Below are 12,962 nucleotides of genomic sequence, written 5' to 3' on the forward strand. Positions count from 1 at the left end.
TTCTCGCAGGGAAAGGGGTATTCTTCCTCGGCCCCCACAACACCACTATGCAGACCACACCACGCTTGATCCCGCTGCCGCTCTACACACAAGTGCTCATCGCCGTGGCCTGTGGCGCGCTGCTTGGAGTGGTCTTCGGTCAAGAACCCTATCTGGGCGGCCTGCGCAACGAGGATCTGGGATGGCTTGGCCTGCTGCTTGTCACGCTGCTCAAGACCCTCGCCATCCCACTCATCTTCTTTGCGATCCTGGATGCGCTCATCCGCACCAGTCTCCCGCTGCGTCAGGGGACCAAGCTGCTCCTCATCTGCCTCATCAACGTTTCCGTGGCCATGACGATCGGTCTCGTGATCATGAATACCTGGCAGCCGGGGCTTGCGTGGTTGGGCCACGTCGACGAATTGCTGAACGTCGTGCCAATCACCAAGCCATCGGCGGGCGCCTCAGCGACAGTGCAGACTGGAACACAGAGTCCGATCGAATACCTGGCGTCCTATATTCCCCGCACCATCATGGCGCCATTTTCAACCGGCAACATCATTGGAGTCGTCCTCCTTGCCCTCTGCATCGGCGCCACGCTTCGCCGCTTGCATGGCAATGCGGAGCAAGGTCACGGAGTCATTCATTCTCTGGTGCGGGTTATTGAGCACGTGTATTCGTGGCTTGTGCAGATACTCGGATGGATCATCCTCGCAGTACCGCTCGCCGTCTTCGGCGTCGTTGCTCAGGTTGTCGGCAAAGCGGGCATCGGTGTCTTCGCCGTCCTCTGGATTTTCCTTGTCGCCATGCTCGTCGGGCTCCTCATCCACGCGCTTGGCTACTATCCGCTCGTTGCCTGGCTGGTCGGGAAGAAGTCACCGAAGATTTATCTGGGACAAGGGGCCGACGCAATCATGACCGGCGTGTCGTGCAACAGCAGTCTCGCCGCCGTGCCTGTCACCCTCCGGTGCCTCGATCGCATGCAGGTCTCGCCTCAGTCGGCGCGTCTCGCCGCCTGTGTTGGCACGAACCTCAACAACGACGGCATCACCCTCTATGAAGCGATGGCTGCGCTCTTTCTCGCGCAAGCGCTGGGCTTTGACCTATCGATGGGCAGTCAGGTGCTGATCGTCGCTGCGTCGATGATTGCGGGGGCCGGCGTGGCCGGCATTCCGGAAGCCGGAATGATCGTCTTGCCGCTCGTCCTCTCGGCTGCCGGCTTGCCGCCTCATGTGATCGGTGCGGCCATTCCACTGATCATGACGGTGGATTGGATCATCGCCCGAGCCCGTTCTGGCGTGAACGTCCTGAGCGACATGCTGGTCGCTATCCTCCTCGATGTCGGGCGTGTCACAGCTGCGGCTGAAACAATCGCGCTTCAGCCCCAATCTGAAGCCGCGAATTCCACAGAGCCCTAGCCCGCATTATGTAGGTCCATAAGGCACCTTGTAGCACCGCCCTACGGAGTTTTCACGTACCGAATCCAGGAATTACGAGTTTCAGGTTCTGGCAACCAGAAGATGCGACCGCCTGTACATATAGAGTTTTTGTAGCCCATGTGTTATGGATTTACGATTTGGAACGGCAGGTCCTTCCCTGCAGCGTCCGCGGAAGAGACCCATGGCCGCATGTCATTATTTGAATCGACAAGAAGTTCAAATGGAAATAGCGGTCATCGAGGTTCATGGAACTTCGGACCTGAAACAATGGGTAGAGTTGCCCAACGCATTATACCGGGGTGACGTCAATTACATCCCTCAGATCCTTCGTGAGGAGCTGGCTTTTTTTTCGCCCGCGAAGAACCCGTCGTTTAAAATTTCCAAGACCAAGCTGCTTCTGGCCCGAAGCGGTGAACGCGTGGTGGGGCGCGTATACGGCACCATTCACTCGTTGGAAACCCGCAAGCTGGGATACATGCGAGGGCGCTTCGGGTGGTTTGAGAGCGTGGCGGACCCTGATGTCGCTGCTGCCCTCATGGGGTACCTGGAAAAATGGTTTATCGCTGAGGGCTGCCGGGAGATGACCGGTCCCCACGGTTTCAGTGACTTAGACCCGGAAGGCATGTTGGTCGAAGGGTTCGATGCGCTGCCCACCATCGCCGGCAGCTACAACAAGCCCTTTTATCCGGCGATGATCGAAGCGCTCGGATTCCAAAAGGATGTCGATTATATCGAAACGCGCCTCGAATTTCCGCAGGAGATGCCGCCGCTGTTCCAGATGTTCGCAAAAAAAGTCATGCCGGCGGCAGAAGCGGAGGGCTACCGGCTGTTGGAAGGCCTGACCAAGAAAGGAGTGAAGGAATACAGCGGGCAGTTCTGGAATCTGCTGGAGGCCTCTTTCGAGCACCTCTACGGGGTGACGCCACTCACCGATGACCAAAAAGCCTTCTACGAAAAGAAATATTTCGGGTTCATCGACCCGCGTTTTATGCAGCTGGTCGTGGATGGCTCTGGACACCTCCAGGGATTTTTCCTGGGCTTGCCGTCGCTCAGCCGTTCGTTTCAACGTATAGGGGGCCGGCTGTACCCCTTCGGTTTCTTCCATATCCTGCGGGGTTTCAAGCGCTTTGACACCGTCGATTTTTATTTTGCGGGTGTCCATCCTCAAGCCGATACTAGGAAAATCCTTCCCATGATGGCCCTGGGTATGTGGCGGGCGTTGAAGTCAGCCAATGTCCGGTATCTTGAAACCAACCGCGAACTCGAAACCAACACGACGGTCGTCAACATCTGGTCCCGCTTTGCGGTGGTCAACCGGCGCCGCACGCGGGTTTTCCGCAAAAGTCTGAAAGGTGCCTGAACCGAGCATAAGGGGTCCGAGTACCTGGACGGAACAAACGAGGACATTCTGACTTGCTGGGGCGGCTGCTCACTCACGCGTCGAGAAATTCTTAATTAGTTCGTATAGTCCGTATTAATCCCTGACGGCGATGTCGTGAGGGTCGGCATGTGCTACACGACCAGTAGATAAAAGATCAACACCACGACGAGCCCGAAGACGGCGGCTAACACGACCCACTTAAAGGAGGTCTTGACTTCGGTGTCCATGTCCTGTCGAAGTTTCTCGACCTTTTCAAATAGGTCCATAAGGCACCTCCTGGCCTGACGGTACGGAAGCCGGGCTCCCTCCAGCTCCCTAAACCACCAGCTCCGTTCTCAACGGTAGTGCATTGGCAAAGCTCGTGAACTTACCCTGTCGGTGCTCTGTTATATGTATCTCAACCGGGCTTTCAATTTCATCCGTCACCGCCATCGCGTACTTCACGATCTGAACGAATCGGGCAAGAGGGTCCGATCGTGCGTGCCTATCGCCGCAGGAAGGCGATCCACCGCCACAGGTTAAGCAGACTTGCCAGAGAGGCTGCCACATAGGTCAGAGCTGCCGCGATGAGGATGCGGCGGGCCCCCTGCATGTCGTCGGACGACAGGTAATTGCCTTGCTGGAGCACCGGAAGGGCGCGTCTGAAACTGGCGTCCCACTCGACTGGAAGCGTGATGAGGTGCACGAGTGTGGCGATCCCCATCGTAGCCATTCCGGTGATCAGCACAAAGAGCCCTGCCGTAGGGGTCCGAGCTAACGCTGTCGCGATCGGAATTCCCATCATTACCACCGCCCCAAGTTTCTCCGCCCCCTGCGCAACCCGTACGAGCCTTGTGCGGTTCGCGAGCGGCTGGTAGCCCATATGGTCCTGTATCGCATGGCCGACCTCGTGGACGGCAATTGTGACAGCCGTGAGCGATTTTCCACTGAAGTGATCTGGCATCAGGCGAACAGTTTTGGTCTCAGGATCGTAATGGTCCCCCTTCTCGGTCATGTCTACCGTGATGTGCGCCATATCGAGTCGGTTGAGCAGGTGTCGTGCTAATTCTCCTCCTGTGCCCGGATAGTCGGGACGGGGCCCACTATATTGGGCAAAGACTCGCCTGGTCCAGAGTTGCGGTGCGAATATGACAATACCGACAATGACCGCCAGCAGGGCTACAAGCATCGTTTTCCCCGAAAACCTTCGACCGACACGATTGTGGGATTCTACTCCTCCGTCCTCCACGTTAACACAATGGATGAATACGCTGTCAGAGCAGTGTCTCTCGGCTGCACTTGACCGGGTGGCGTTCCTGGAATAGAGTGCTTGCATGCGAACGATATCTGCGGCGGCACTCTTCTTCCTGTTGCTGACCCCCCTGGCCTGGGCAGGAGAGACAGCGCCTTTCGATCCCGAGCAGCCGTTTCAACAGGGTTTCTCGACGAGTGTGCTCCGCTCACTTCTCAACGGGGCACTTGATGTGTTTGAGGACCACTTGGAAATTACGGGCAACATCATCCCGGATGAGGTGAAGGGCGATCGCCGCGGGAATCTGCGGTTGAAATTCTATCCCGAGGGCAAATCGAAATCAGACCAGCATCACCAGGCTGAAGGGTGGTTCAGACTTGATCCAGACCGTGCTCTGCAGGAATTCCACTTCCGCTTTCAGAGTCCTGAGGAGCCGGCCAAGAATTTTTCTCGGCACAATAGCGACGTGTTGTAACCCCGTTTGCCTGCCTGGCAATAGGGCCCCTCTGGTCGGCCGCCTATACCCACCGCACTGTTCGGAGGTCTAAGCCGCGACCTTCTTACCTTGACACCTCCCCGCGGGTGGCATGAGAATCTCACACCGAAACCGATTGAGGCTCCAACTGGTTAGCACGCGCGCAGTAGAGGCTTAGAAACGGAGGCGCACATGCGTACGAAGATAATTATCAGTTGCCTGTTTGTGGCACTTACGACCGGCGTTGCCGCTGCCGCCCCCTACTGTGCCGTCTTCGCTTGGGGGAAATCGTGTGACTTCGTAAACTTAGAGGAATGTCTTCGCGCGGCCGGGAATGAGGGTGGATGTGAAGCGAATCCAAAAGCAGACGAGGCTCCTGCGGGCACAGCCCCATTTTGCCTTGTTACTCCCTATAGCAAAAAATGTATCTATGGTGATGCTCCAACATGCCGGATGGCTGCATCGATGGAGCGTTCAGTATTCATACAAAATGGTGAACCTGGTGTCTGTGTGGAAAATCCCAATCGTTAATCAAATAAGTGGCTGAACATCGCCCTGGCTGACGAACGGATATGAAGCTTCTCGAGAGATGATGGCGGTGGTTTTGGCAGCAAAGTTGGCTGAACAAGGTCGCCATCATAGGCCTCCTTGCCGCCGCAGTACCGTTTTTCCTCCCTACAGTTGTGTCCTGGTTCAAGCCCACGCTTGTCAAGGTCGGGGTAGCCTTCTATGTCTATGAGCGGGCCTATCTGCCCGAGGAGAATGCCAGGTCATTTTTTTATGAAACACGGAACTTGGTGTCCAATTGCCGTCTCCGGCGAATTGAACAACCATGGCCGGACGGTCGTGCCAAGCCTCCTCGGCCGCAGTCCTGGGTCTTGGGCAAGTTTCTCCTTGAAAATGTGTCGGACGAGAGCATTACGAACCTCCGTGTCGCCATTCGGACTCCTGTCCTGCGCCCCACCACGGAACTATTGACGACGCCAAATGTAGAGGCCACAGGGAGGTTGGAACCGGCTTCTCCTGACGCCCCGTCCACCTACATGCTTTCGATTACGGCTATCCCGCCGAATACCTCAGCGGTGTTCAGCTTAAAAACTCCGATCGACGGGAATTTGCGTCAATTCCTCTATGGAGACCGCCGGTCGGTGACCGTCCAGGTTCCATTTCTATCGGCGGACCAGTTCCAGTCCTATCCACCGATCGTTTCTCGTACGAACGCTATGAACATGTTGAACCGCGAGAATGTCCTGCGAATCGGTGATGAAACGTTCGCAGGTGAAGCGATCGGATTTACGATGTCGGACCCCGATGAGCCGGACCGTCGCGATGATAACACGGCGTATCTCATTCTCCCGAAGGCGCTTGTATGCCCGGAAGGGACTGCGGGCGTCTGGTAGGAATCGACCACGACGATGTACGAGACTTGAGCGGTGGAGGTCGAGTCGAGCATGGTCTGGGTAGTACCGTCATGGATAACGGCAAGGCGAAGCCATCGTCTCCAGGAAGCAGGAGATCGCCTTGTTAGATGCGTAATTTCGGAGTTCAAGGAATGTGTAATACTCAAAAAATAACCCTTAGCTGTGGATAACTACTGCGATCTAGGGTTGCCCCCTTGCTGTCGTAGCAGGGGCATGTTCGACGGGCTATCGAAAATGCAAGAGTCAATAGGAATTGTTGCGTATTCGTCGAGATGATAGATGTGACCCCAACATATAGTGGGTCGCGTCAGGAGGCCCCAATGCCTAAAATATAGGCACTGTGCTCTCTGGTAGGCTTTTTCAGTCTGTTTAGCAATTAGACGCGAGCTTATTCACAGGATTATCCACAGAAGATGGGGACGAAGGTATCAGCTGCCGGATGTGCTCATCAGGAATTTGGATCGCTCTTGCTCCTCCATCACCAGCCCTCCTAGAATGCGTCTCCTTACAAAGTCCCTCTGTTCAGCCCCATAGAGTGTAAGGCGATTTCGCAGGGGATGTCTGTTCGCAGTGCGAGATCGAATTCTAGAGGAGTTGAAGGGAGGAAGTGTTGTCAGCCGAGAGCAAACCAGCAGACTCATCTCCCATGTGGCGAATGTTATGGCTATGCTGGCTGCTCCTTATTGTCCTTGTCAGCACCTATCCCTGCGCCGCATTTCATACCCACCCCCATTGGGAGAAGGTGATCTGGGTGCCGTTTCAGGGTGTGTGGCGCTCGGTCAATTTGCTGACTGACGCGGTGAAAAACGTCCTGCTGTACGTGCCATTTGGGTTCTTCTATGGTCAGGCGCGGCCACGTTTACGCAAGAGGGTGGTTATGACGGTTGCCTTGCTCACCGCGATCTTGTCGGTCAGCTGTGAATTGTTTCAGGTCTTCTGTCATGGTCGACATCCAACGATGACGGATGTCTCAACGAATCTGATGGGGGGAGTGCTGGGAGTTGTTATCGCGTTACGGTATAGAGCAGGGAAGCGCTAGCCCGCATTATTCATGAAGGTTCGCCGTGGAATCGCTGAGCCGCGTCGCGAGAACGGCGCGCGGAGCCCTGAGGACCTGAGGCGTACTCATGCAGTACGTTGAGGGTCCGAGGGGCAAGCCCGCCGGCCGGAGGCTCATCGCAGCAGCGGATCGGCGATTGCAACAGACGTGTTCATGAATAATGCGGGCGAGGGATCATTGGGTGTGGAATGTCCGCGACCTGGAAATGGGTCATCAAATCCCTTCCGATCCTGGGATTTGCCTTGCTCATGTTGGCTTCAACCGTAACCCCTCGGGAAGCCGGGTCCAATGTAGAAGCCTGGTTCATATATTTCGGCATGGAGCGTGTTCCCCCATGGGCCAAAGATAAGTCCATAGATACATGGGTGTTTTGGATGGCGTTTGTCGGTGCTGCGGTATGGGGTGCTCGCCTGTATACGCGATCGAATATCGTAGAAGGAAAGTTGTCCGTTCTGATTCGCGAAGATGAACCCTGGGTGCAGCTGGATCCAGGGTTAGATCGGTGGCAGGCAGCGCAAAGTGGTGGATCCTGGTACAGGTATCGCATCGCCTTGGTCAACAGCGGTGATTCTACCCTGAGGAACGTGCGGGTGAAACTGGCTTCGTTGGAGAAGAAGCCTCAGAATTTCCATGCGATTGGCAGCCATCTTCAACTGCGGCACGACCGGGCCGGAACCACGAACTTCAATGTGTATCCCACGAAAGACCCGCAAGGTAGGGATGCCATGTTTGTCGATGTCTTCAGCTTCTGTGTTGGCCCTACGGGCTGTTCATTCTTACGCGTGACTTCGCTGCCAGGCGATGCCAATCCCTACATTCCCGTAGACCGGTATGATGTGAAGATCGTGGCGACCAGTGAAAGCGGCGAAATGGCGATCGCTGACGTAGCCTTCATCCCGCACCCTGGTCAAATGCCGGACTTCCGATTACGCAACATGCAGTCATTCCCCGGACGAAGAGGGTCTTATTGAGCGTAGGTCTTCTCTCTTTTCTAACCCTCTCCGTATAGGCGTCATATCGTCGAATATGTGAACTCTACCGATAGGAGGAAGCGTTCTCATTGAGGAACCGGAGCATTCCCGCAGCTTGCGACAGTGAGAGACCTGACGATCGCGGAGACTACCTCGTGGATTCTCATTTCGAACGAGACTCGGTTGATAGTGGACAGGTTCGAGACCGTGCGAATATCGTGCGCGTCACCTCCATGGCCCTTCTGCTTTCACTGATCCTCTCGTGGCGCGCCTATATCCCAAACCTGAGAATTTTTGACATGTCCCCGGTGATCGAACTCCTGGGGGCCACTCCAGTCTGGGCCGACTGGGCTCTGCTGATACTCAACATAGGATGTGTAAGTTGGCTCCTCATAAAGCCGTTGCAGCCTGTGCCGGCTTTTGGCCTGTTCGCATGCACGGTGTTTTGGGTACTACAAGATCTGCTGCGCTTCCAACCCTACACCTATATGTATGTGTTTACGATCCTGTTGGCGGTATTTTTCACAGCCCACGCCATCAATGCTCTGAAGATCATGGTAGCCAGCGTCTATGTGTGGGCAGGGGTCCACAAGATCAACGCGACGTTCTTTTTGGACCTGTTTCCCGGGCTTATCGAGCCATTCTACAAATTTCCCAAAGAACCATCTCTGCTTGCGGCTCTGATCGCTCTCGCCATTTTTACCGTGCCCCTCTTTGAGGCGGGGATTGGGCTGTTGCTGTTGTTTTTCCCTCGCCAAAGACGGCTCACGATACTCATGGCCTTCATCATGCTTGTCGTGGTGCTCATCTGTCTCGGCTTGGATGGCGAGACCTGGAACCTGATCGTCTGGCCATGGAACATCTATCTCTTCCTGCTCGTATTCGCGCTGTTGGCCAAATCTGCTTCTGTCGATAATAAGGTACGGTTCGGGTTCGATACAGCGACGGTTGCCACGATCGTCCTATTTTCTATTGCCCCCGCGCTGGCCCTTTTCGGCTGGGGGCATTCCTATCCCTCGTTCAAGCTCTATTCCGGGAACACCAAAAGAGCTGAAGTTATTTTCTCGGAGCATGAGACGTTGACAGGCCTGCCGAACAACCTCGGACAATTGGTCGGTCGCGCACGGAGACTACCATTGGTCGACTGGACGGCCCATGAGTTTGAGCTTGTCGTCTATCCGGAGACATATGTATTCCGGAGGGGGGCGAAGGGATTGTGCCCCTACTTGAGCGATGGGCAACACGCATTATTGCGTATTTATGACCAACCGGTTTTTAATCGGATCGACCAGACCTATCAGGACTTTCCATTGTGTGCGGCAGAATCGAACTAGCAGGCTGTTGGGAAAGTCCGCCAGCAGGGGGAGGGATGGCTCGGCGAGTCCCCTGTGCTCGCGCAACGCGCGGCCTCAGCAGGAGCGGTGCAAGGGCGTGAGGAGCTTTCTTTGCTCCCGGAGCGCGCGCCCTGAGAAGGGCCTCGCTCGACGGCCGCAGTCGAAAGCTCCTCAGCCCTTGCTGGCCTGCGTATTGACATGAAGAGAAGAATGGGAATGGACGCGCGCAGTGGGGGACTCATCCGGGTAATCCCTAGGAGAACCGTAACCGAGCGAGTAGGGAAGAATGATCTTTGCTCGCGTGCTGCGGACTTGCCCGCGGTCACGGCGCGTCTATGGGTAAAGAGGCTCTCTTGGCAGACTCAGGGCCGGTGGGTGAAGTAGTTGCCAGGGTGGGCGGGTGAGAAAGCGGCCTTTCTGGACAGCCTGCGATGGCTTCTGAACGGGTCTGCGAGTATCCAGGTCTTGCATGACAGTTCCTGCTGCAGAGCTGTGAACCGTTCCTTATAATGAGATCCATGTCACAGGACTGGCGAGAATTTACACCGGCACCCTGGCTCCGCAGTCCACATTTCATGACCGTGTTCCCAGGCTACTGGCCTCGCCGGAGGCTCCTGACCGGTGTCCCAACCGAGTCGCGGCTCTTTACCACGGAGCCGCACACTCAGTTACTCGGTTACTGTCACTGGCAACCCTACCGCACCGCCTGCCAGACCCTGGTCCTCGTGCACGGCCTGGAGGGTTGCAGCGAGTCGCATTATATGCGGGGTATCGCTGCGAAGGCCTATCGCGCCGGCTGCAATGTCATCCGGATGAACCAACGGACCTGTGGCGGCACCGAGCACCTGACGCCGACCCTCTACAACAGTGGGTTGAGTCTGGACTATCGGGCCATCGTCCAGGAATTAGCCCGCGTGGATGGACTTGATCGCATCTGGCTGGTCGGCTACTCGATGGGGGGAAATCTCATCCTGAAAGCGGCAGGAGAAATCGGCGCTTCAGACAAATCCTTGGCTGGCGCGATTGCCGTCTGTCCCAATATCGATCCCCCGCAATGCGTCGAGGCCTTGGAGCAGCCACGCAATTGGGTGTACCATAGACATTTTCTCGTGGAGTTAAAAGCCCGCTTGCGGCGCAAAGCGACGCTCTTTCCCGGCAAGTGGGATCTCACAGGTCTTGCGAGCATCGCCAGGCTGAGGGACTTCGACGACCGCTACACCGCCCCTGACGGAGGGTATGTCAGTGGCGCCGACTACTATCAGCGGGCCGGGGCGCACCACGTGATCGGTGACCTCGCCGTCCCCACCCTCATCATCACGGCACAGGACGATCCCTTTATTCCCTATGCCATGTTCACGAGACCGCGGATCCAGCGGCATCCGAAGATTCGCTTGCTTGCGCCGCGCTACGGAGGGCATTGCGGATTTGTTCATTGGGGGCAGAAGGGAGAAGATTCCTATTGGGCAGAGAATAGGATTGTGGAATTCGTGCAAGGACGAAGGTGAGATTGTCTGTCAGTACGATCCTGATCCATCGTACGATACGATGTGTGTTAAGAATACTCTGAAACCATCAGTTGCGACGGACCAGCATGCACTCAGAGCTACGACAAGCCTATGAGAGGGAAGTGAAGGCGGCGACTGAGGCATATGGTGATGATAAACTGGACAAGGCTTTCTTTCACCTTGAGCGCGCGCATATCCTCGGCCAATCGTTCACGTTGGCTCATGCGAGAGCACACTGGTGGATGCTGAAGGTCGGCTGGAGGCGGCGTGACGTCACAGAGATTGCCGGCCAAGTCGTCCGAATCCTTGGAGCACTGAGTTTCTCGCGAATCTGGGTACCGGTAGGAAATACCGGTGGGGCGCATGTGCCTCCTTTTAGATCCATGCCCATTCCAGAAGAGTTCAAGCACTTGTTGACAAGACGTGGACGCGGCTGAAGACGATCCGACAAGAGGATAGATCCTGGTGGCAGGGACGGCCGGCATATGGCGAGCGGGGTTCCTAGACAGACCAATCTTGCGTGGCACAAGGGAGTAGCGGAAGCAGAATAATTGGCTTTATAGTATTACGGCTCCCTGACCTCAGCTCCCGGTGCCGTTGGTACGGTTGAGAGGTAAATCGAAGATGCGGTATTTTAGCCTCGCAGTCTTTTTGGCCCTGGCCTGTGCGACAATCGCATCAGCAGCTTCCCTTGAGGATGCTGAATTTGCGTATGAGCGTGGTGACTATACGAAGGCGGCAAGACTTTTCCGCCCCTTTGCAGAGCAAGGAACCCCATCGGCGCAATTCACTCTGGGAATGATGTATGCCAAGGGACAGGGGGTGCCACAGGACTACCAGGCGGCGCTCAAGTGGTTTCATAGGGCAGCGGAGCAGGGAGACGCAGCGGCACAGAACTACCTTGGCCTGATGTATGAGAGGGGACGGGGCGCCAGGCAGGACTTCATTCTTGCTCACATGTGGTCCAGTATCGCTGCGGCAGCGTTGAATGGTGATGATGGGAAGGCAGCCCTAAAGCGTCGGGACTATGTCGCGTCACATATGACAGCCGCGCAGATTGAGAAGGCTCAGGAGATGGCGCGGCGCTGTCAGGACACGAAGTTCAAGGAGTGCGATTAGGGAGAGAGTCGCCATGTGCGCCGGCGGAGGCGCAAATGGCCGCTCTTCCGGCCCCTTCTTGTGCTGATCTGAAACCGTCATCACGGGCATGATCAAGAGACTTTTCCCCGCCCGGCGACTGTGGAGGGCGGTTTGATTCCGATTCCAGCGCTCAGCGTGTTTGCTCTGACCCCGGATTCACAATGATCGGCACGTTAGACTTATCCGGCACAATGACCATCTTGGAGTTGGGGCTGTCGTACAATTTGTATTTGAGATAATCCGGCGTGAGCGTTTTCGTAATGATCTCTTGCGCCTGGGACTGACCCTTGGCCCGGATGCGCAGGCTTTCGCTTTCGCCCTCGGCGCGAATGCGCAGGGAATCCCCCTCTCCTTTAGCCTGGATCCTGGCAATTTCCGCATTACGTTCCGCAATGATCAGCTCAAATTCCTTTTGTTCCTTTTCCTGCTCTTTTGCCTGTTTATTCTCGATGGCTTGCAACACCATTTTTGAAAACTCGATTTCGGACAAGGCCACGCTGTAGATGTTCAGATGCCGGCCTTTGAGTGACTCGACCATCACCGCTTCGATCTTGTTCCCGATTTCGCTGCTCCGTTCCGGGAGCGTGACCATCGCATATTGGGCGACCACACCCCTCACTGCCGACAGGAATTGAGGCCTGACGAGCTGCTGATACCAATTGTGCCCCACCTCTTGAGCGAGAAAATAAATTTCATCGGGAATCGGGCTCATCGTGATCGCCACATGCAAGCTCACTGAGAGGTCGTCGGCAGTCAAGGCATCGATCTTTTCAGTAAAACTCTGATAGCGGACATCATACTCAAACACATCGTTCCAGGGCGCGCGGAAGTAGAACCCGTTCTTGAGCGACTCCTTCTCGAGTCCCCCCGACATGGGGGACCAGCGGAGACCTCGCATTCCCGGATCGATGGTTCTCCCACACCCGCCCATTAATAACAGAATCGGTATCGCCAGGGCGACTACGTGATACAGAGTTAAGCGCTTCATAGGTCCTCCTATTGGTAAGTGACAGCCGGCTATTCCTA

Annotated in this window: 12 protein-coding genes; 10 read left to right on the plus strand and 2 right to left on the minus strand. The window is 55.9% G+C overall.

All coding sequences use genetic code 11. The features are described from left to right. Positions 1-47: 47 nt before the first annotated feature. Positions 48-1,397 carry a dicarboxylate/amino acid:cation symporter gene (locus tag HZB34_12930; protein ID MBI5316864.1) on the plus strand — a complete coding sequence of 450 codons (1,350 nt, stop codon included), beginning with the start codon at positions 48-50 and terminating at the stop codon, positions 1,395-1,397. A 241-nt stretch (positions 1,398-1,638) separates the two neighbouring features. Beyond that, a complete protein-coding gene (locus HZB34_12935) occupies positions 1,639-2,778 on the plus strand; it encodes a hypothetical protein (GenBank protein MBI5316865.1) in 1,140 nt (379 codons plus the stop codon). Between the two features lie 505 nt (positions 2,779-3,283). On the opposite strand, the gene HZB34_12940 is transcribed toward HZB34_12935, so the two are convergent. Continuing rightward, positions 3,284-3,967, minus strand: a complete 684-nt coding sequence (locus HZB34_12940; protein ID MBI5316866.1) for a zinc metallopeptidase — start codon at positions 3,965-3,967, stop codon at positions 3,284-3,286. A 145-nt stretch (positions 3,968-4,112) separates the two neighbouring features. Between HZB34_12940 and HZB34_12945 the strand changes: the two genes are divergently transcribed. The 8 genes from HZB34_12945 (at position 4,113) to HZB34_12980 (ending at position 11,915) form a co-directional block, all read left to right on the plus strand. Continuing rightward, the gene (locus HZB34_12945; GenBank protein MBI5316867.1) at positions 4,113-4,505 is read left to right on the plus strand and encodes a hypothetical protein; all 393 of its coding nucleotides are present in this window, start codon (positions 4,113-4,115) and stop codon (positions 4,503-4,505) included. A gap of 683 nt (positions 4,506-5,188) precedes the next feature. Continuing rightward, positions 5,189-5,905, plus strand: coding sequence for a hypothetical protein (locus HZB34_12950; GenBank protein MBI5316868.1), 717 nt, complete (start codon positions 5,189-5,191; stop codon positions 5,903-5,905). 667 nt (positions 5,906-6,572) lie between these two features. Then, complete coding sequence (locus HZB34_12955) at positions 6,573-6,965, plus strand: VanZ family protein (protein ID MBI5316869.1); 393 nt, start codon at positions 6,573-6,575, stop codon at positions 6,963-6,965. A gap of 209 nt (positions 6,966-7,174) precedes the next feature. After that, positions 7,175-7,957, plus strand: a complete 783-nt coding sequence (locus HZB34_12960; protein MBI5316870.1) for a hypothetical protein — start codon at positions 7,175-7,177, stop codon at positions 7,955-7,957. A 155-nt stretch (positions 7,958-8,112) separates the two neighbouring features. Beyond that, positions 8,113-9,291 carry a hypothetical protein gene (locus tag HZB34_12965; protein ID MBI5316871.1) on the plus strand — a complete coding sequence of 393 codons (1,179 nt, stop codon included), beginning with the start codon at positions 8,113-8,115 and terminating at the stop codon, positions 9,289-9,291. Positions 9,292-9,809: 518 nt separating this feature from the next. Further along, the gene (locus HZB34_12970; GenBank protein ID MBI5316872.1) at positions 9,810-10,796 is read left to right on the plus strand and encodes an alpha/beta fold hydrolase; all 987 of its coding nucleotides are present in this window, start codon (positions 9,810-9,812) and stop codon (positions 10,794-10,796) included. A gap of 86 nt (positions 10,797-10,882) precedes the next feature. Continuing rightward, a complete protein-coding gene (locus HZB34_12975; protein ID MBI5316873.1) occupies positions 10,883-11,233 on the plus strand; it encodes a DUF3703 domain-containing protein in 351 nt (116 codons plus the stop codon). A 187-nt stretch (positions 11,234-11,420) separates the two neighbouring features. Beyond that, positions 11,421-11,915 (plus strand): sel1 repeat family protein, encoded by a 495-nt coding sequence (locus HZB34_12980; GenBank protein ID MBI5316874.1) that lies wholly within the window; start codon positions 11,421-11,423, stop codon positions 11,913-11,915. Between the two features lie 151 nt (positions 11,916-12,066). On the opposite strand, the gene HZB34_12985 is transcribed toward HZB34_12980, so the two are convergent. Continuing rightward, on the minus strand, positions 12,067-12,924 hold the full coding sequence (locus HZB34_12985; GenBank protein ID MBI5316875.1) for a prohibitin family protein: 858 nt from the start codon (positions 12,922-12,924) through the stop codon (positions 12,067-12,069). Between the last annotated feature and the right edge of the window lie 38 nt (positions 12,925-12,962).

This window comes from Nitrospirota bacterium, from assembly GCA_016219645.1.
Taxonomy (GTDB): domain Bacteria; phylum Nitrospirota; class Nitrospiria; order Nitrospirales; family Nitrospiraceae; genus Palsa-1315.

Coding starts and splice junctions, on each gene's coding strand:
- HZB34_12930 (MBI5316864.1), top strand. CDS start 48: ATGCAGACCACACCACGCTTGATCCCGCTGCCGCTCTACACACAAGTG.
- HZB34_12935 (MBI5316865.1), top strand. CDS start 1,639: ATGGAAATAGCGGTCATCGAGGTTCATGGAACTTCGGACCTGAAACAA.
- HZB34_12940 (MBI5316866.1), bottom strand. CDS start 3,967: ATGCTTGTAGCCCTGCTGGCGGTCATTGTCGGTATTGTCATATTCGCA.
- HZB34_12945 (MBI5316867.1), top strand. CDS start 4,113: ATGCGAACGATATCTGCGGCGGCACTCTTCTTCCTGTTGCTGACCCCC.
- HZB34_12955 (MBI5316869.1), top strand. CDS start 6,573: ATGTGGCGAATGTTATGGCTATGCTGGCTGCTCCTTATTGTCCTTGTC.
- HZB34_12960 (MBI5316870.1), top strand. CDS start 7,175: ATGTCCGCGACCTGGAAATGGGTCATCAAATCCCTTCCGATCCTGGGA.
- HZB34_12970 (MBI5316872.1), top strand. CDS start 9,810: ATGTCACAGGACTGGCGAGAATTTACACCGGCACCCTGGCTCCGCAGT.
- HZB34_12975 (MBI5316873.1), top strand. CDS start 10,883: ATGCACTCAGAGCTACGACAAGCCTATGAGAGGGAAGTGAAGGCGGCG.
- HZB34_12980 (MBI5316874.1), top strand. CDS start 11,421: ATGCGGTATTTTAGCCTCGCAGTCTTTTTGGCCCTGGCCTGTGCGACA.
- HZB34_12985 (MBI5316875.1), bottom strand. CDS start 12,924: ATGAAGCGCTTAACTCTGTATCACGTAGTCGCCCTGGCGATACCGATT.